We start from the raw sequence: 19907 nt of genomic DNA, 5'->3' as shown, positions 1-19907 counted from the left end.
CCCCCATGAACCAGGTTCCGCACGACTCGCAAAGCGAGCAGACCGAAGCCCATATCGCCGCGATCGCCGACGCCCTTGTCGATGGCGCGCTGCCGGGGGAAACCGACAATTTCAGCGATACAGAAGCCCTGGAGGCGGCGCGTTTCGTCGCCGCCGCCGCGGCCGAACGGCTGCCGGGCATGGCCGAGGTCAGGCTGGAATCGATCACCGACGATACGGGCCGTCGTTTCATGCGCATGGCCATCGTCAACGACGATATGCCGTTCATCGTGGATTCGATCACGGGTGCGGTCGGCGCCCACGGCCTGACCGTCTTGCGCCTGCTCCATCCGATCGTGAGCATCCTGCGCGACGACCGACACCATATCGTCGAGTTTCGCTCCGAAGCCGAAAAGGCGGTGAACGAATCGCTCGTCTATCTGGAAACAGACCGCGCCGATGCCCGTACCCGGCTCGAACTGCTCGGCGACATCCATCAGGTACTGCTCGACGTGCGTGCGGCGGTGCGCGACTGGCCGGCGATGCAGGAGCGGATCAAGGCCGACGCGGCCGATATCGACAATGACGAAGGCCGCGCGCTGCTGAAATGGTTCGCCGATCATCATTTCACCCAGATCGGCCATTACACCGAAGATCGCGACGGCGAACGCGGCGAGGGTCTCGGTATCTTCGCCAAGCCGGGCCCATCCTGCTGGAACGCGCGAACCCGTCAGGCCGCCTTCGGTTATTTCGAGAATGGCGGCGCAGCGCCCTTGCTGTCCAAGGCGGACCGGATTTCGACCGTGCATCGCCGGGTGCCGCTCGATCTCGCTATCGTGCCGATTTACGAGAAAGGCGAATTGACCGAACTGTCCGTCCATGCCGGGCTGTGGACGAGCGCCGCGCTTAATGCGCCGGCCGACCAGGTGCCCGTTTTGCGCAAACGGCTCGAAGCATTGGAATCCGATCTCGGCTTCGCGCCCAATAGCCATGCGGGCAAGGCGCTCGAACATGCGCTCTCGCGCCTGCCGCACGACATCCTGATCGCGTTCGACGCGGAATCGATGAAACAGGCCGCATTGACCGCGATGTCCTTGGCCGACCGGCCGCGGCCCAAGCTGCTCCTCGTGAAGGGCCCGATGGGCCGCCATCTCTTCGCCTTTGTATGGATGCCACGCGACGAGATGTCGACGAAACGGCGCGTGACGATCGGCCGGCGCCTGGAAGAGGCGACCGGAGCGATGATGTCGAGCTGGTCGATCGAACTGGGCGATGGCGATCTCGCCTTTATTCGCTACACGCTCGATATCGGCGAACATCCGATAGAAGCGGACGCTGAAGCGCTCGATGCCGAAATCGAGCAGATGGTCCGCGGCTGGTCGACAGCGGTCGAGGCCGAACTCAACGAACGGCTGCCCTCGGCCCGTGCCGCACGCCTGACGCTCGCCTATGCCAACACCTTTCCGAACGGCTATCGCGGCGAATATGGCGCGGCCGAAGCCGCCAAGGACATCCTCCGGCTGCGCGGCCTGACCGAATATCAACGCGGCGTCCGCCTGTATCGCCTCGAAGGGGACTCCGGGTCGCAGCTGCGGCTCAAGCTCTATCGCCGCGGCGCGTCTATGCCGCTGTCCGATACCGTCCCCGTGCTCGAAAATTTCGGTTTCCGCGTGCTCGAGGAGATACCCACCCCGCTCGATGGCGGCCGGCTCGGCTATATTCACGATTTCCTGCTCGAAATCGACGATGTCGCGGATCTCGACGATCTGATCGACCATGCCGGAATCAAGGAGGGCGCGCTTTCGGCGGTACTCGAAGGGCGCGCGGAGAATGACGAGTTCAACCAGCTGATCGTCTCGGTCGGGCTGAACCCGCGCGACGTAACGCTGCTCCGCGCATGGTTCCGTTATCTGCGCCAGACCGGGCTAAGCTACGGCCTCGCCACGGTCGTCGAAACGCTGCGCGACGAACCCGATATCACGCGCGCGATCATCGGCCTGTTCGATACGCTGCACAATCCGGATTTCGAAGGCGATCGGGAAGCCGAGGCCGAGGCGGTCAACCGCCGGATCGACAGCGCGCTGACCGGCGTCGCGGCGATCGACGACGATACGATCCTGCGCGCGATCCGCTCGGTTGTCACCGCCTGTCTGCGCACCAATGCCTTTGCGCCGGCGGCCAACGAGGCGCTGGCCTTCAAGCTCGACAGTTCGGGCATTCCCGGCCTTCCCGCGCCGATCCCGTGGCGGGAAATCTGGGTGTATAGTCCGCGCGTTGAGGGCATCCATCTGCGCGGCGGACCGATCGCGCGCGGCGGGCTACGCTGGTCCGACCGGCGCGACGATTTCCGCACCGAAATTCTCGGCCTGATGAAGGCACAGCTGGTCAAGAATGCCGTGATCGTGCCGACCGGCGCGAAGGGCGGTTTCTTCCCCAAGGCGCTGCCCAATCCGGCCGAAGATCGCGACGCATGGATCGCCGAGGGCACGGAAAGCTATCGCATCTTCATCCGCACATTGCTCTCCGTCACCGACAATCTTGTCGAGAGCGAAATTGTCCATCCCGATCGCGTCGTCATCCGCGACGGCGAGGACCCCTATTTCGTCGTCGCCGCGGACAAGGGCACGGCAAGCTTCTCCGATGTCGCGAACGCCATCGCGCTGGAACGTAAATTCTGGCTCGGCGACGCTTTCGCAAGCGGTGGGGGCTATGGCTATGACCATAAGGCGATGGGGATCACCGCCAAAGGCGCCTGGATTTCCGTGCAGCGCCATTTCCTCGAAATGGGCGTCGACGTACAGACCGACCCGATCCGCGTGGCGGGCTGCGGCGACATGTCGGGTGACGTGTTCGGCAACGGCATGCTCTTGTCGAAGGCGATCCAGCTCGTCGCGGCCTTCGATCATCGCCATATCTTCCTCGATCCCAATCCCGACCCGGCGAAGAGCTGGGAAGAACGCGCGCGCATGTTCGCCCTGCCCCGGTCGAGCTGGGAGGATTATGACGAAAAGCTGATCTCCGAGGGCGGCGGCATCTTTCCGCGCAGCATGAAGGAGATTCCGCTCTCGCCGGAAGTGCGCGAAATGCTGGACGTGACCGAAGAGGTGATGCGCCCGTCCGAACTGATTTCCGCGATCCTCAAGGCGGAGATCGACCTGATCTGGTTCGGCGGCATCGGCACTTATATCAAGGCGTCGAGCGAAGCGCATATCGAGGTCGGCGATCCATCGAACGACAAGCTGCGCGTGAACGGCAAACATGTCCGCGCCAAGGCCATCGGCGAGGGCGCGAATCTTGGGCTCACCCAAGCCGGCCGCATCGAATTCGCGATGCATGGCGGGCGGATCAATACCGACTTTATCGACAATAGCGCGGGCGTCGATTGCTCGGATAACGAGGTCAATATCAAGATCCCGCTCAACCGCCTGATGCTGGAAGGCGGGCTGGAATTCGACGAGCGCAACGCGCTGCTCGTGTCGATGACGGACGAGGTCGCCGATATCGTACTCGAGGATAACCGCCTGCAGACGCTTGCCCTGTCGCTCGCCGAAAATGACGGGCACGACGCGCTGCCCAGTCAGGTCCGCGTGATCGAGATATTGGAGGCCAATGGGCGGATAGACCGGATGGTCGAGGGCCTCGACACGAACGAGGAACTGCTGCGCCGGGGACAGGACAATCGCGGGCTCACCCGCCCGGAACTCTCCGTGCTGCTCGCGCACAGCAAGCTCAATCTGCAGGACGCGGTCGAGCGGACCGAACTGCCCGAAGACCCGATCCTCGAACCCCTGCTGCGCCAAGCCTTCCCGACGGCGATGCGCGAGCGGTTCGGCGACGCGATCGCCGAGCACCGGCTGCGGCGCGAGATCATCTCCACCAAGATCGCCAACCGCGTGATCAACCGGATCGGCATCGTCGCGCCGTTCGAACTTGCCGAAGAGGAGGGCGTCGGCCTCGCTCAGGTCGCGAACGCCTATTTCGCGGCCGACACATTGTTCGAACTGGAATCGCTATGGGAAGCGATCGAAACGGCCGAGATCAGCGAAGCCGAACGTTTCCGCCTGTTCGCGAGCGCGCGCATGAGTTTGCGGCTGCACCTGTCCGATATTTTGCGCAACAGCGATGCGACGACGATGCCGAGCGCCATCGCCGAGTTGCTGGCGCCCGGCATCGCCCGGCTCGACGCGGCAGCAGACGATCTGCTCAAGGAAGAGGCCCGGCACGAGTCCGACGCGATGCGCCAGCGGCTCTCCGACATAGACGTCGATCCGGCGCTGATCGGTCGCATTGTCCGGCTCTACGAACTGGACGGTGCGGTCGGTACGTCCGCGCTCGCCGCACGGCTCGACGTCAGCGAGATGGATGTCACCCGGGCCTATACGCGGCTCGGCGAAGCGCTGGGCCTCGATTGGGCCAAGGCGGCGGCCGTCCGTTTCGGCACGAGCGACCCCTGGGAGCGTCTGCTGGCCGCCGGCCTCAGCCGGGACTTCGAACAACTCCGCCTCGATTTCCTCGCGCGCAACCGCACGAGCGACCCGGTCGCCGATGTGGAGAGCTGGCTGGTGCGGCAACGGCCGCGTATCCGGCAGTTCACCGAAGTGATCGACCGGGCGCGGCTGGCGCCGGCGCCGAGCGCCGCGATGCTCGCGCAGATCGCCGCTCAGGCGCGCATCCTGCTGAAACGCGAGGGGTAGCGGCTAGTCTACGTCTGTCGCATTCGCGTAGAGCCAACTGCGGAGCGCGCTCGCCAGATTGGGCGGCTCAACCGCCTCCAGCCGGTCGGCGTCGATGCGCGCGACGAGCGCGCTCAACGGCAGGCCGGCCTTCTCCGCCGCCGCTTCGAGCGCGCGCCAGAATAACGGTTCGAGCGTGATCGAGGTCTGGTGCCCGGCGATGGTTATGCTGCGCTTGACGGGCGGCCGATACAGCTCCTCCGCGTCCGGCAACCCGCCGCGCGGCGCCATCAATACATATGCTGGCCGCCATTGATCGACATGGTCGATCCGGTGACGAAGCCTGCATCTTCGGAGCAGAGAAAAGCGACGCCGCGCGCAATCTCTTTCGCCTTGCCCAGTCTGCCGACCGGGATTTTCGCGACGATCTTCTCCAGGACGGGCTCGGGCACGGCGGCGACCATATCGGTATCGATATAGCCGGGCGCGAGCGCGTTGACGGTCACGCCAGCTTTCGCGCCCTCCTGCGCCAGCGCCTTGGTAAAGCCGTGAATGCCGGACTTGGCGGCGGCATAGTTGACCTGGCCATATTGGCCGCCCTGCCCGTTGATCGAGCCGATATTGACGATCCGGCCCCAACCGCGCTCGCGCATGCCGGGAAAGCAGGCCTTGGCCATGTTGAAGCAGCCGCCGAGATTGACGCGCATCACCTCGTTCCAGTCGTCATAGCTCATCTTCGCGAGCGTGCCGTCGCGCGTGATGCCGGCATTGTTGACGAGCACATCGACGGGGCCGACCTCCTCCGCCACTTTCGCGCAGCCTTCCTGGCACGCATCGTAATCGCCGACATCCCATTTATGCGCCGCAATGCCGGTTCGTTCGCTGAACTCCCGCGCCTTTTCGTCATTTCCGCCATAATTGGCGACGACCGTCATCCCCAGGTCCTTGAGCGCAATGCTGATCGCCTCGCCAATACCCCGGGTTCCGCCTGTCACTATCGCAACGCGCTGCATATCCTATCCTCTTCCTGTGCTGGCTGCCCTCCCCGATGTGTAGGATAGAGGCTGTCGGACTCGCAAGCGCAATCGGGCGGCATAACGCGACCGCGGCGACCCGCCATTAGCGGCCGGTTAACCATTACCGACAAGCGAACGCTCACCATTATTGCCTATCGATCTGCCATGGACCTGAGGAGCGTTGTGGGCGAGGCCGAGGATGATCGGCAATCGAGCTGGGCCGTGGGCATGGGGCTTGCGGCGGCCGATAGCCCGTTCGAGACCGAAAACCAGATCCGCAAGATCCAACGCGTCGTGGCGATGTGGCCGGCCGTCATCGCCGCGCAGCTTGCGGCCATCATCGTCGCGCTGACCACCGCAATCTTCGCCGGAGCTTATGACCTTGCGGCCTGGATCGGCGTCTATGCGGGCACGACGTTCGGCATCTGCGTCACAGCGTTGCTGGTCAGCCGGACGGGGTTCTTCAAACGCGCCAAACCGCATCTGGTCACCTTATTGTCTCTGCCGTTAGCCGCGACGGTCGGCGTCGGCCTGACGCTCTTCGCGGGGCAGATCGTGCCGCTGACTGAAAGCGTCGCGGGCTGGCTGTGCATGATCGCGCTCGGCATGAGTGCGATACTCATGCTCACGGTGCTGATTTCGATGCATGCGACGGCGCTCGTTTTTCTTGCCGCGATTTTCGTGACCGGAACGGTTCTTTACGGCGATTATCGGGTGGCGGCCGTCGGCGCTGTCGCACTTTTCTGTTTCTGGATCGCGAGCCGCGTCAATGCGCGTTTCGACACGCGCGACAGCCGCATGCGCGAGAAAGCCGACCGCAAGGCGCTGCGCGCCAACCGCCTGCTCGAGGAGTTCGAAGCCAATGGCAATGGATGGTTCTGGGAAACCGATCGCAGCGGCGCGCTGATTTATCTCTCGCCGCGCCTGGCGAGCGCACTCAGCCGCCCGGGCCAGGAATTGATCGGCAAGCCTTTCACCTCGCTGATCCGCAGCGAGGGTGGATCGCTCGATGGCGAACGGACCCTGGGTTTTCACCTCTCGACCCGCAGCGCCTTCACCGACGTAACCGTGCAGGCAAATGTCCAAGATGAAGAGCTCTGGTGGTCGATCTCGGGCCGCCCGATCATCGATCAGATCGGCCAGTTCCGCGGCTATGCGGGCAGCGGCACCGATCTCACGGAAAAACGCCGGTCCGAAGCCGAGGCCAATCGCCTCGCCCGCTATGACGCGCTGACCGGTCTTGCCAATCGGCAGGAAATGCGGCTCGCGCTGGAGCGCGCACTGGGTGAGAATGGCGACAGCGTGGAAGATGTCGCACTGTTCCTACTCGATCTCGATCGCTTCAAGGTCGTCAACGATACCATGGGTCATCCGGTCGGCGACGAGCTCCTCAAACAGGTTTCGAAACGCCTGTTCCGGGTCGTCGGCGATCTCGGCATGGTCGGAAGGCTCGGCGGCGACGAGTTCGAAGTCGTGTTGCCGGAATTCGTCAATCCCAAAAACACCGCCGAGCTCGCGCGGCAGATTATCGGCGAACTCTCGCAGCCCTATATGATCGACGGCGTGACGCTGACGATCGGCTGTTCGATCGGCATCGCGGTCGCACCGGAGAACGGGAAGACGTCGGAAGAGCTGGTCCGCAACGCCGATCTCGCCCTCTATGCTGCCAAGGCCGATGGCCGCGGCGTGCACCGCTTCTATGAGCGCGAAATGCACGCCGGGGCGAAGAAGCGCAAACGCGTGGAAGACGATCTGCGTATCGCACTGTCGAAAGACGAGTTGCATGTCGCCTATCAGCCGCAGGTCAGCACGACGACCGAGAAGATTGTGGGATACGAGGCGTTGGTACGCTGGAACCATCCGAGCCGGGGCGCCATTTCGCCCGAGGATTTCGTACCGGTGGCCGAGGACATCCGGCTGATCGAGCAGATCGGCGAGTGGATTTTGCGCAAGTCGTGCGAAGATGCCGCCAAATGGCCGGGCAATGCGCGCGTAGCGGTCAATGTGTCGCCGATCCAGTTCGCCAATCCGAATTTCCCGAAGATCGTCACGAGCGCACTCACCAATGCCGGACTCCCGCCCGAACGGCTCGAGCTCGAACTGACCGAGTCCGTCTTTCTCGACGAGGATGCCGACCCGGTCACCATGTTCAAGACGCTGAAGCGGATCGGCGTGCGCCTGGCGCTCGACGATTTCGGCACCGGCTATTCCGCGCTCGGCTATCTGAAGACGGCGCCCTTCGACAAGATCAAGATCGACCAGTCCTTCATCCGCGGTGCGGCCGTCGTCGGCAACCGCAATGCCGCGATCATCAAGGCCATCGTCTCGCTCGCCGAGACGCTGTACATGGAGACCACCGCCGAAGGCGTCGAGATGGAAGACGAGATCGAACTGGTCAAACAGCTCGGCTGCTCGCACATCCAGGGTTATATCTACGGCAAGCCGATGCCGCACGAGGAAGTCCTCAAACAGCTCGGCGAAGACAAAGGCGTGGCGACCGCGCAAGGGCATCGGGCGAGCCGCAGCCCGCGCCGCCGCATCCTCCGGTCGGCCAATCTCGAAGTCGATGGCGGCAATCGCAAGGGCGTCGTCCGCAACATCTCCGCCACGGGCGCCATGGTTGAAGGATTAGGCGATATCGACGCGGGTACGGACGTTCTGATCGAGATCATCGAAGGCCAGATGTTCAAGAGCACGGTCCGCTGGTCGGACAAGGAACGGATCGGCGTCGAATTCGCCCGCAACTTCGATCTGGAGCGCCTCAACGATTCGAATGAAAAGCCCAAACGCTCCGTGCTGCGCGCCGCGTCCGGCTAGTCGATCCAGCCGGCAAGCTCACGCCGGATGATCGCCTCCAGCATTTCCATGCCAGGTGCGCTCGCATTGAGGCAGGGGATATAGGCGAAATCGGTGCCGCCAGCCGAGCGGAAATCGTCCCGGCCTTCCATCGCGAGTTCCTCCAGCGTTTCCAGGCAATCGACCGAGAAACCCGGCGCGAAAATCGCAACCTTACGGATATCCTTTTCCGGTAACGCGTTCAGGAGATCGGCCGTTGCAGGCTCAAGCCATTTGGCGTTGCCGAAGCGGGACTGGAAGCTCGTGAAGAGCGGCCGGCCCAGCTTTTCGCTGAGCAGGCGAGACGTTTTCTGGCACTGGCAGTGATAGGGGTCGCCGAGTTCGAGCGTACGGCGGGGCATGCCGTGAAAGCTCGCGATCAGCGCTTCGGGCTCGAAATCGAGGCCCGCCAGCCCCGCCTCGACCGACGCAGCCAGCGCATCGATATAGGCCGGATCGTCATGATAGGGCGGCAGCGTTCTGAGCGCCGGCTGCCAACGCATCTCGGCGATTTCTGCCCCGGCCTCGTCGACCGCCGTCGCCGTCGTAGCGCCGCAATATTGCGGATAGAGCGGCGCCAGCAGGATACGTTCGCAGCCCATCGCCTTCATCTGTTCGAGGCGGAAACCGATGCCGGGCCGCCCGTAGCGCATGGCGTAACTCACATGCACGCTATCGCCGAGGCGCTGTTGCAACCCCTCCACCTGCTGCTTGGTATAGACCGCGAGCGGCGATCCCTCTTCCATCCACACTTTGGCGTAGGCGGCGGCGGACCGGCGTGGGCGAGTGCTCAAGACGAGGCCATAGAGGATCGGCTTCCAGAATATGTCCGGGATTTCGATGACCCGCTTGTCGGACAGGAACTCGGCCAGATACCGGCGCACCGCGGGCACGGTCGGTTCGTCCGGCGTACCCAGATTGACGAGCAGCACACCGACCTTGGGCGGCGCGATATCCGGGTGGAAATCGGGTTTTTCGGTCATGCCACCCCGCCCACGACGAAGGGTAAGGAGCGCAACCGCTGGCCGGTCGCCGCATAGATCGCGTTGCCGATCGCGGGCGCCACGGGCGGTACGGCAATCTCGCCGACGCCGCCCGGTTCCTCGTCGCTCTCGATCAGTTCGATCTCGATGTCCGGAATATCGGCGAGGATCGGCAGTCCGAGATCTGGGAAGTTCATCGCGGTCGGCTCGTCATCGGCATAGCCGATCGCGCGCCCCAGCGCCTGCGACATGCCGAAGACGATGCCGCCCTCGATCTGTTGACGCACGATCTCCGGGTTGACCATCCGGCCGCAATCGACGGCGGCAGCGACATTCTGCAGCACGGGCCGCTGATCGTCGCCAATGCCGAGCCGCACGACGAGCGCGACATGGCTGCCGAAACAGCTATGCGCCGCGAGTCCCATGCCGCCGCCCTGTTCGCCGCCGTCCCAGCCGCCCAGCGTCGCGGCCCGGGTCAGGCAGCGGGCCAGCCGCGCCGAATCCCCGAGCATGGCGATGCGAAACGACAGCGGCTCGACGCCCGCCCGTATGGCGAGTTCGTCGATGAAACATTCGGTGAAAAAGGCCGTGTAGCTATGGCCGACCGACCGCCAGATGCCGGTTTCGACGCCGATATCGACCGGCATATGCTCCACGGCGATATTCGGGATGCGATAGGCCGGGCGCGCGCCTTCCACCGCGCCGGCTTCGGGTTCGTCGACCTCGCCGATCAGCATGTTTGGCATGATCCGCTGGAACATCTGGTTGTTCGTCGCCGGTGCCGCAATGCGCGTGTGCCAGGCGGCGATCGTATTGTCCGGCGCGAGCTTGGCCGTCAGCCGTCCGCGCGCGGCGGGCCGGAAATAATCGCTGCGCGTTTCCTCCTCGCGCGACCAGGTGAGCTGAACGGGCCGGTTCATCCGTCGCGCGATGATCGCGACCTGCACCGCCGCGTCATGCTCGATCTTGCGCCCGAAAGCGCCGCCCAGCAGCATCGGATAGATGGTCACCTGGCTCTCGCTATAGCCGATGGCCTCGGCGACCGCTGCGCGCATCAGGCCCGGCGCCTGGGTCGGCGCCCAGATCTCGAGCCGGTCGCCGGCGACGCGGGCGGTCGCGGTCAACGGCTCGATCGCGGCGTGCGGAGCGAGACCGACATCGTAGGTGGCGCGATGCGCGCCGGACGTGCCGAACGCGGCGGCGAGATCGCCTTCGTCGACGAAGCGCCGCCCGCTATCGCCATCCAGCGCCGACTGCAGCGCCGCATCGATACTCGCATCGTCGGTGACGGTCTCGCGCTCGCTCTCCCATTCTGGCGCCAGCGCTTCGACGCCGCGATTGGCCGCCCACCAATTGGTCGCGACGCACGCGGCAAAGCGCGGATTCTCGACGATAGCCGTCACGCCGAACACATTGTTCGCCGCATCGCGATTGACCGCGGCGAGCCGATGCTGGCGCGACGGCGCCTGGCGCGCGGCGGCGAAGACCATTTCGGGCAGCCGCACATCGCCCGCGTAACGCGCCGAGCCATCGACCTTGGACGGCAGATCGATGCGCGGCACGGACTGGCCGGTGATCGGCCGGCCGGACGGATTGCGCAACTCAAGCGTGCCGGGCGGGGAATAGTCGGCCGCTTCCGCCGCAAGCTCACCGAACCGCAAGCGCTGCTCGCCATAGGTGACGAACCCGTCGGCCGTGTCGCAGGCCTGCCAATCGATATCCCAGCGCGCGGCTGCCGCCTTGCAGAGCACGGCGCGCGCGGCCGCTCCCGCCTCGCGGAACCGTTGTTCGAAACCGCGCACGGAGGTCGACCCGCCGGTAATCATCAGCGCGTTGCGGACAGCGAATTCGCGCACCGCCCACTGGCCGATCGATCCGAAAAACCCGTCCTCGGCCTCGCCGGTCACGAGGAAGTCATTGGCGTAGAGCGGGTTGATCGGCGCGGTTTCGACGCCGACCGTGCGCCAGTCCGCGCCGAGTTCGTCGGCCAAAGCCTGCGGCAGTGCAGTCCAGACGCCCTGCCCCATTTCGGCCTGCGGCACGACGACGCTCACATTGCCGTCTTCACCGATCTTGAGAAACGCGTTGAAGATCGTCTCGCCCTCATTGGCGATCAGATTATGGACATATTGGCGGGGCCAAATGGCCCAGGCGACGGCAAGGCCGGCACCGACCCCGCCCCCGATCAGGACGCGGCGGCGCGTGATTCCAAAGCGGGACTTCTCCGACATGCAAGGCTCTGTAGAGACTGGCGCACGATGACGCTAGCCGCCCCGGAGAACAGGGCGGGAAAGGGTTTGGATCCGACCGGAATCGCTGCGGACGGCCTATGCCCTATGCGCAGCTTCGACTTTCACAAAGGCCAGAAATGCGAGGCCGATGGCGAAGAGTATCGCAATAGACGCCATGCCGATCCGCTGGCTGTTAAAGGCGGTCGTGAAGACCTGAACGAGCAGCGGGCCGAGCCACACCGTTACCGTACCGGCGATCGCATAGAGCCCGAAAAACTCACCGGCGCGCCCGGGCGGGGCGAGCGTAACCAGCATGGTGCGGCTCGAGGAAATACTCGCCGTCGCAGTCACCGCCAGCACTGCGGCGAGGCCCAGATAGACGAGATCGGAAAGGTCTTGGAATACCAGCCCCTCCCAGACCTGGTAATTGTCGACAAGGCCGAAGAACAGCGTCTCGTTCGTGACCGAGAGCTGCAGCGCGAGCACTGCGACCATGCCGAGAATTTCGAGGATAAGCGCCATCTTCACGCCGACTCTATTGTCGAGCCAGCCACCGACCAGCCCGCCGAGAAACGCCCAGGCCGAGGCGAAGATCGCATAGCCGGTCATTTCGAGAAATCCCCAGCCGAGGAAGAGCGATACATACACCGCGCCGAGCGCGAGCAACGCCGCCATGGCATCGGCGTAGAACATCCGCGCGATCAGGAACTTCATGAGCTGCGCATATTGCGCCGCCTCGCGCACCGTCCGCACGACGCTCTTCGCGCCGTCGATCGTCGCCATGGTCCAGCTCGCGCCGGGGCGGCCGGGGTCCTTGGCGTAGAGGAAGAAGGGGATCGCGAAGAGCGCCAGCCACACACCGCACAGCGGCCCCGCGATCCGCATATGTTCGTAGCGCGCGAGATCGAAGCCGAATTGCGGTTCGGCGAAGGGCCAGCCGATGCTGCCCGGCAGCGCGAACAGGCCGACCAATGCGATAAACATCAGCGTCGCCGCAAGATTGCCGAGCCCCAAACCCAGCCCGCTGATCATCGGCAGCGCTTCGGGCCGCCCCGCCGCGGGCAGCATCGAGTTATGCGTAACCTCCGAATAGGTGTAGCTGACATAGGCGACGACAAGGATCGCCATCACGACGCCGGTCGGCAGGCCTTCCTCGCCCGGTATCGCATACCAGAGCAGCCAGGACATGAGGGCGATGGTGCCGAGCATGACGGCGAGGATCGGCTTGCGCCGCCCGCCGCGATCGAGCGCGGCGCCGAGGAAGGGTGCGGTCAGCGCCGCGATGAGCCCGGCCCATTTTGTGACGGATGCGATGGCCGCCTGCCCCCGGGCATTCGCCGTCTGCTGCGCCGTTTCGGCGTCCATGCCGGCGAGTTCGCCGCTCGCCAATATGTCCGCACCGACGATATCGCGCGCGAAATAGGGCGCGAAAATGTAGATGACGATCAGGATATAATAGGGATTGCGCGCCCATTCGAAGATCGCCCAGGCAAAGCCCGTCTTGCCCAGCGCGCCGCCTTCGCCGTGATGCGCCACCGGCTTGGCGGCAACCGGCGAGGCGACATCCCCGCCAAACGGCGCTTCGGTCGCTATGTCAGCTATCCTCTACGAAATACTGCCCGTTGTGCAGGCAGCGGCGCGGATAGCCCTGAACGACCGGATGGCCAGCCGCGGCGCAGCTTGCGAAATCGGTGACATAACCCCGCTCGAGCTGCGCGGCCGTGGGGGTGGTCTGACATGCCGCGAGCAGCAACAGGCCTGCTGCGCAACTGACGGCTACGGCGAAGTCGGACATGCTGCTATCCCCTCATCATCGCCCAGACCGCCGGTGCCTCGCGACGCAATCCAATCTGCGTCACATCATTTTCGGCGTGCCGAAGACCCGCATGATTTCCGGCTCGAAGCTTTCGAGGCTGTCCACCTCGAAATCGGGATCGAAGGCCGGGGCGTCCCATTCGTCGACCAGCTTGCAGGCGAGCGGATACCAGCTCTTGTCCTTGTGATCCTCGCGCATCGTCGTCGATTTGCCGAGATAGTTGTAATAATAGGCGCCCTGGAAATCCTGGTGATATTTGATGACGTTGTAGAGATCGTCACTCACATAGGGCTTCAGGATTTCGGCCGCGATCGCGCCGTGATTGGGCACCGACATCGTCTTGCCGATATCGTGGCACAGCGCAGCGACGACTTCCTCGTCGCTCGCGCCCGAACGCCGCGCGAGCGTCGCCGTCATAAGGCTGTGCTGCAACTGGTCGCATCCGAAGCCGAGCGTCAATTCGCCGAGATCTTCGAGATGCTTGAGAATGCGCTTCGGCGCATCGCTCTTGTAGTGATCCTGATGCTCTTTCGCGATCACCATCCAGTGTTCGGGCTTGCCGTCCTGCATGCGCGTGAATGATTTTGCCGGGGCTTCCGCTTCGGGGGCCTGGGTTGCCATTGTCTCTCTCCTGCGCCGATTGCCGACGGCGCTTTCCGTTTTCGTCCGCCACCATTATGAGGGCAAAAAAGCGAAGGGGAAAGCCTTGGACTTTCTGGCACCAATAATGGCCGCGACCGGCGAGTATCTGCGGTTCGAGGATCTCGGCCTTTCGCCGATCGCGCTCGACCTCGGGTTCTTCCAGCTCAGATGGTATAGCCTCGCCTATATCGCCGGCATCATCGTCGGCTGGTGGTACCTGCTAAAGCTCATCGCCCAGCCCGGCGCACCGATGGCCCGGCGCCATGCGGACGATCTCGTTTTCTACGCGACGCTCGGCATCCTGCTCGGCGGGCGGCTGGGCTATGTGATCTTTTACAAACCGATGGAATATCTGGAAAATCCGGCTGACATCATCCGCGTCTGGGATGGCGGCATGTCCTTCCACGGCGGCGTGATCGGGGTCAGCCTCGCCATCCTGTTCATGGCCTGGAAGAACAAGCTCAACTGGCTGCGCATCCATGATTATGTCGCCTGCACGATCCCCTTCGGCATGTTCTTTGGCCGCATGGCGAACTTCGTGAACGGTGAATTATGGGGCCGCGAAACGACCGTCTCTTGGGCGATGCGCTTCGTCGAGGTGCAGAACGGCAATGCCGTGCTCGGCCCGCCCAGGCATCCGAGCCAGCTCTATCAGGCGGGGCTCGAGGGAATCGGTATCTTCCTGCTGCTCTGGTTCCTGTTCTGGAAGACGGACGCGCGCCGCTATCCTGGCATGCTGGTCGGCGCGTTCCTTATGAGCCTCGGCGCGGCGCGCTTCATCGTCGAATTCTTCCGCCAGCCCGACGAGCATCTCGGCCTGCTGAGCCTCGGCCTCTCGATGGGCCAATGGCTGACGATCCCTATGCTGATCGTCGGCGGGTGGCTGATCGCAACCGCGAAAGGGCGTGCCGACAGCGTCAAACCCGTGCCGCCTGCGGCAGATGCCGCCTGAGGCCACACCGCTCGCCGAACGGCTCGCCGGACTGATCGCCGCCACCGGCCCAATTTCGCTCGCCCAATATATGGCCGAAGCCAATGCGCATTATTATGCGAGCCGCGATCCGCTGGGCGCGGAGGGCGATTTCGTCACCGCGCCGGAAATCAGCCAGATGTTCGGCGAACTGGCCGGGCTGTGGCTCACCGATCTGTGGACGCGCGTCGGATCGCCGCAGGACGCGCATTATGTGGAGCTCGGCCCGGGGCGCGGCACGCTCGCCGAAGATGCGCTGCGCGCCATGCGCGCGGTGCGCTTCGAACCGCCGATCCATCTCGTCGAGACGAGCCCCGTTCTGCGCCAGAACCAGGCGACGCGCCTCCCCACGGCCCGCTGGCACGACGATATCGACAGCCTGCCTGAAACCGGGCCGCTGCTCGTAGTCGCCAACGAGTTTTTCGATGCGCTGCCGATCCGCCAGGTGCTCAAGACCGATAAGGGCTGGCGCGAGATCATGGTCGATCATCGCGACGATCGCTTCGTGCCGGTCAGCTCCGGCCCGGCGCTCGACGATCTGGTACCCGAACCGCTGCGCGACGCGCCCGAAGGCAGCATCATCGAAACCTCGCCCGCCGTCGAAAGCGCGGCGCGCGCTCTGGCGCAGCGAATCGCGAAACAGGGCGGCGCGGCGCTGATCGTCGACTACGGCTATGAAGGGCTGGCGACGGGCGACACGCTGCAGGCCGTATCGCGTCACGAGCATGCCGATGTCTTCGCCGAGCCGGGCGAGCGCGATCTGACGGCCCATGTCAATTTCGCCGTTCTCGACGCCGTCGGCCGGGGCGAAGGGCTGACCGTGCACGGCCCGATCGGCCAGGGGCAATGGCTCGAGTCGCTCGGCATCGGTGCGCGGACGGCCGCCCTCGTAAAGGCCGCGCCCTATCAGCAGGAGGAGCTGATAACGGCCCGCAATCGCCTCACGCGGGCCGACGAAATGGGCACCCTCTTCAAGGCGCTGGCGATGACCGGCAAGGACTGGCCCGTTCCGGCGGCATTCTGAATCCCCGCGTTGCAACCGCCGGAAACGCCGCTAAGAAGACCGGCCCGACAATCGCCGGGCAGGAGATCATGGTCGCAAAAATCGAAGTCATCCGCGCCGAAGCGCTGGGCGATGTCGCCCACGGTTTTCTCGCGCGCACGGGCGGCGCGTCCGCGGGTATCTACGAAAGCCTGAATGTCGGGCTGGGATCGGACGATATCAAATCGGATGTCGACACGAACCGGCGCCGGGCCGTCGAAGCCGTCGCGTCCGATGCAGCGCTCGTGACGCTGCACCAGGTGCATTCGTCCGATGCGGTGCGCGTGACCCATGCCATTCCCGAGGACGACCGGCCGGAAGCCGATGCGATGGTGACCGACAGGCCGGGCCTGGCCCTTGGAATACTGACCGCCGATTGCGCGCCGATCCTGCTCGCCGACAAGCAGGCGGGCGTGATCGGCGCGGCGCATGCCGGCTGGAAGGGGGCGATGACGGGCGTCGCCAAATCGGTCGTCGATGCGATGGAAGAGCTGGGGGCCGAGCGAAACCGGATCGCGGCGGCGATCGGCCCGTGCATCGGGCGCGGCTCCTATGAGGTGGACGACGCGTTCCGCAAACGCTTCGAAGCCATCGAGCCCGAGAACGAACAATATTTCCGCGACGGCGCGCCCGGCCATCATTATTTCGATCTCGAAGCCTATGTCGCCGCCTGGCTCGCCTTTGCGGGCGTACAGACGGTCGAGACTCTGAGCCTCGATACCTATGCCGATGAGGACCGCTTCTTCAGCTACCGTCGCGCGACGCACCGGAACGAACCCGATTATGGCCGGCAATTGTCCGTGATCGCTTTGTAAACCTGTCCCGGTGCCGCTTTCGCGGACGGGCCAAATGATGATAGGCGCGTATCTACGGAGGGGCGGATGACAGCGAAAAGAGCGGGATTTTTCGGCGGCTTGGCGCTGTTTGCGATCCTGCTCATGATGCCCGCGCCGGGCGGCATGCCTATCGAAGCCTGGCGGGTCACCGCGCTGGTCGTCCTCATGGCGAGCTGGTGGATGACCGAGGCGCTCCCGCTGACCGCGACCGCGCTGCTGCCGTTCGTCAGCCTGCCCTTCATGGGCGTGATGACCACCGGCGAGGTGGCGGGTGCCTATTATTCTCCGATATTGTTCCTGATACTGGGCGGTGCGTTCCTGGCGCTGGCCATCGAACGCACCGGGCTCCATCGCCGGCTCGCACTCGCGATCATCGGGCGCGCGGGCAAGACCGCTTGGGGCTTGCTCTTCGCCTTCATGGCGGCGACCGCGATCCTTTCGATGATCGTTTCCAATACATCGACGACGCTGATCATGGTGCCGATCGCCATCGCCGTGCTGGCCGCGGGCGGCGTGGCGGAGGGCGAAACCAAGGGCTTTGCCGGCGCGCTCCTGATGGGCATCGCTTTTTCGGCATCGATCGGCGGGATCGGGACGCTCGTCGGTTCGCCGACCAACGCCATCGCGGCGGGGCTCATGAACCGCGCCATCGGGACGGAGATCGACTTCCTGACCTGGGCGATGTTCGGCCTGCCGGTGGTCGCCATCGGCATTCCGCTTTGCCTGTTCATCCTCGTCCGCATGCAGCGCGTCGGCCGGGCGGCATTCGATACCGCGGCCGCCCAGGCTGCCATCGGCGATCCGGGCGAATGGTCGGGCGCGGAAAAACGGCTGATGCCGGTGATCCTGCTCGTGGTCGCGGGCTGGGTCGCGCTGCCCCTCATCAAGGATTACCTGCCCGACGGCGCGATCCATGACGGGACGATCGCGATCCTCGGCGGATTGCTGCTCTTTGTCTTGCCCGACGGCAGCGGACGGCCGATGCTCAAATGGCCGGAAGCCAATCGCGCGCCATGGGACGTGATCATGTTGTTCGGCGGCGGGCTCGCGCTCGCCTCCGGGATCATGGCATCCGGGCTCGGCACTTGGCTCGGCGAAGCGCTCGAGCCGCTCCAGGCGGTGGATGTGATCGTGATCGCGCTCGCCGTTACCGCGCTCGTCGTACTCGTCACCGAATTCGCATCAAACGTCGCGACGGCAAGCGCCGTCATCCCGGTCGTCGCCGCGCTGATCGTGGCGACGGGCGCGGACCCGATGCTGCTCGCCATGCCGGCCGCGATGGCCGCGAGCTGGGGCTTCATGCTGCCCTCCGGCACTGGGCCCAACGCCATCGCCTGGGCCTCCAATCACATCGCGCTGCCGAGCATGTTGAAATCCGGATTTCTGCTCGATATTTGCGGTATACCGATGATCGTCCTCGTGACATGGGGCGTCGTCGCTATGGCCGGTTGAGGGAGATGCGCGCCTGCGGAGGTTAGGCGCCCGGGGCCCCGACCGCCCCAAATCGAGCTCCTGCCTTCCTGGGAGCGTAAACTGGAAGGCCACTCCGCATGACCGACGGACCCGATAGCAATCCGAAAGACCTGACCGGCACGACTCCGCGCCGCAAGCCCAAGCCCGAAATCGAGAAGATCGGCAACCGCAAGCTGAAACCCGCCACTTTGATGATGGGCCATGGCTTCGATCCGGCGCTCTCGGAAGGTTCGCTCAAACCGCCCATCTTCCTCACCTCGACGTTCGCCTTCGAAAACGCCGCAGCCGGCAAGCGCCATTTCGAAGGGATTACCGGCAAGCGCCCGGGCGGAGCGGAAGGCCTTGTCTATTCGCGCTTCAACGGCCCGAACCAAGAGATCTGCGAAGACCGGCTTTCGGTGTGGGAAGAAGCCGAGGAAGCGCTGGTCTTTTCAAGCGGCATGTCGGCCATCGCCACCGTGCTCCTTGCCAATGTCCATCAGGGCGATGTCGTCGTGCATTCCGGCCCCCTCTATGCCGCGACCGAAACGCTGATCAATCGCGTGCTCGGCCGGTTCGGCATCACCTTTCTCGATTTTCCTGCCGGAGCGAGCCGCGAAGAGGTCGACACCGTGCTCGAGAAGGCGAAGGGCATGACGACGGGGTCCGGCAAAGTCGCGATCGTCTATCTCGAAAGCCCGGCCAACCCGACCAATGCGCTGGTCGATATCGAGATGGTGAAAGAGGCGCGCGACGCGGCGTTCGGCGAAGACGGCCCGCCCATCGCGATGGACAACACTTTCCTCGGCCCGCTCTGGCAGCAACCGCTCAAACATGGCGCGGACATCACCATCTACTCGCTCACCAAATATGTCGGCGGGCATAGCGATCTCGTCGCGGGCGGGGTGATGGGTTCGAAAGCGCATCTCGATCCGATCCGTGCGATGCGCAACACGATCGGTACAATCACCGATCCCAACACGGCCTGGATGCTGCTCCGCAGCCTCGAAACGGTCGAATTGCGCATGACGCGGGCCGGCGAGAATGCGGAAAAGGTCTGTGAATTCCTGCGCGATCATCCCAAGGTCGAAGGGCTCGGTTATCTCGGTTTCCTCGAAGAGGGATCGAGCCAGCGCGATATCTACGACCGCCACTGCACGGGCGCGGGATCGACCTTCTCGCTCTTCATCAAGGGCGGCGAAGAGGAAAGCTTCCGCTTCCTCGACGCGCTCAAGATCGCAAAGCTTGCGGTGAGCCTCGGCGGCACCGAGACGCTCGCCAGCCATCCGGCCGCCATGACGCATCTTTCGGTGCCCGACGAACGCAAGGCCGCGCTCGGCATCACCGAAAATCTGGTGCGCATCTCGATCGGCGTGGAAGATGCAGACGATCTGATCGCCGACTTCACCCAGGCATTGGCGGAGGTTTAGAC

At 64.4% G+C, this 19907-nt stretch carries 14 protein-coding genes; 7 read left to right on the top strand and 7 right to left on the bottom strand.

Going from position 1 to position 19907, the window contains the following annotated elements; translation table 11 throughout:
* The first annotated feature begins 5 nt into the window (after window positions 1-5).
* Window positions 6-4673, top strand: a complete 4668-nt coding sequence (locus ACTS1Z_RS06495; RefSeq protein ID WP_442623637.1) for an NAD-glutamate dehydrogenase — start codon at window positions 6-8, stop codon at window positions 4671-4673.
* A gap of 3 nt (window positions 4674-4676) precedes the next feature.
* Here ACTS1Z_RS06495 and ACTS1Z_RS06490 read toward each other — a convergent pair whose 3' ends face one another.
* Window positions 4677-4943, bottom strand: coding sequence for a ribbon-helix-helix domain-containing protein (locus ACTS1Z_RS06490; RefSeq protein ID WP_442623636.1), 267 nt, complete (start codon window positions 4941-4943; stop codon window positions 4677-4679).
* Window positions 4943-5665, bottom strand: a complete 723-nt coding sequence (phbB, locus tag ACTS1Z_RS06485; RefSeq protein WP_442623635.1) for an acetoacetyl-CoA reductase — start codon at window positions 5663-5665, stop codon at window positions 4943-4945. The genes ACTS1Z_RS06490 and phbB overlap by 1 nt, the downstream gene beginning before the upstream one ends.
* A 168-nt stretch (window positions 5666-5833) precedes the next feature.
* Between phbB and ACTS1Z_RS06480 the strand changes: the two genes are divergently transcribed.
* A complete protein-coding gene (locus ACTS1Z_RS06480) occupies window positions 5834-8485 on the top strand; it encodes an EAL domain-containing protein (RefSeq protein ID WP_442623634.1) in 2652 nt (883 codons plus the stop codon).
* Here ACTS1Z_RS06480 and hemH read toward each other — a convergent pair.
* The 5 genes from hemH to ACTS1Z_RS06455 all read right to left on the bottom strand — a co-directional run bounded on the left by hemH (window position 8482) and on the right by ACTS1Z_RS06455 (window position 14154).
* Complete coding sequence (gene hemH, locus ACTS1Z_RS06475; RefSeq protein WP_442623633.1) at window positions 8482-9486, bottom strand: ferrochelatase; 1005 nt, start codon at window positions 9484-9486, stop codon at window positions 8482-8484. The two genes, ACTS1Z_RS06480 and hemH, sit on opposite strands and share 4 nt — an antisense overlap.
* On the bottom strand, window positions 9483-11717 hold the full coding sequence (locus tag ACTS1Z_RS06470) for a molybdopterin cofactor-binding domain-containing protein (protein ID WP_442623632.1): 2235 nt from the start codon (window positions 11715-11717) through the stop codon (window positions 9483-9485). Before ACTS1Z_RS06470 ends, hemH begins: the two co-directional genes overlap by 4 nt.
* Before the next feature lie 96 nt (window positions 11718-11813).
* Complete coding sequence (locus ACTS1Z_RS06465; RefSeq protein ID WP_442623631.1) at window positions 11814-13253, bottom strand: MFS transporter; 1440 nt, start codon at window positions 13251-13253, stop codon at window positions 11814-11816.
* A 58-nt stretch (window positions 13254-13311) separates the two neighbouring features.
* Window positions 13312-13512 carry a hypothetical protein gene (locus ACTS1Z_RS06460; RefSeq protein WP_442623630.1) on the bottom strand — a complete coding sequence of 67 codons (201 nt, stop codon included), beginning with the start codon at window positions 13510-13512 and terminating at the stop codon, window positions 13312-13314.
* A 60-nt stretch (window positions 13513-13572) separates the two neighbouring features.
* Window positions 13573-14154, bottom strand: a complete 582-nt coding sequence (locus tag ACTS1Z_RS06455) for an HD domain-containing protein (protein ID WP_442623629.1) — start codon at window positions 14152-14154, stop codon at window positions 13573-13575.
* 106 nt (window positions 14155-14260) lie between these two features.
* On the opposite strand from ACTS1Z_RS06455, the gene lgt reads away from it, so the two are divergent.
* The 5 genes from lgt (at window position 14261) to ACTS1Z_RS06430 (ending at window position 19905) form a co-directional block, all read left to right on the top strand.
* Window positions 14261-15127 carry a prolipoprotein diacylglyceryl transferase gene (gene lgt / locus ACTS1Z_RS06450; RefSeq protein WP_442623628.1) on the top strand — a complete coding sequence of 289 codons (867 nt, stop codon included), beginning with the start codon at window positions 14261-14263 and terminating at the stop codon, window positions 15125-15127.
* Complete coding sequence (locus ACTS1Z_RS06445; RefSeq protein WP_442623627.1) at window positions 15117-16169, top strand: class I SAM-dependent methyltransferase; 1053 nt, start codon at window positions 15117-15119, stop codon at window positions 16167-16169. The genes lgt and ACTS1Z_RS06445 overlap by 11 nt, the downstream gene beginning before the upstream one ends.
* A 68-nt stretch (window positions 16170-16237) precedes the next feature.
* A complete protein-coding gene (pgeF, locus tag ACTS1Z_RS06440) occupies window positions 16238-17002 on the top strand; it encodes a peptidoglycan editing factor PgeF (RefSeq protein WP_442623626.1) in 765 nt (254 codons plus the stop codon).
* 66 nt (window positions 17003-17068) lie between these two features.
* A complete protein-coding gene (locus tag ACTS1Z_RS06435) occupies window positions 17069-18475 on the top strand; it encodes an SLC13 family permease (RefSeq protein WP_442623625.1) in 1407 nt (468 codons plus the stop codon).
* A gap of 98 nt (window positions 18476-18573) precedes the next feature.
* Window positions 18574-19905 (top strand): cystathionine gamma-synthase family protein, encoded by a 1332-nt coding sequence (locus ACTS1Z_RS06430; protein WP_442623624.1) that lies wholly within the window; start codon window positions 18574-18576, stop codon window positions 19903-19905.
* Window positions 19906-19907: the final 2 nt, after the last annotated feature.

It is taken from the genome of Parasphingopyxis sp. (assembly GCF_052168295.1).
In the GTDB taxonomy this organism is placed as follows: domain Bacteria; phylum Pseudomonadota; class Alphaproteobacteria; order Sphingomonadales; family Sphingomonadaceae; genus Parasphingopyxis.
This window is presented reverse-complemented; position numbering and strand designations above follow the sequence as displayed.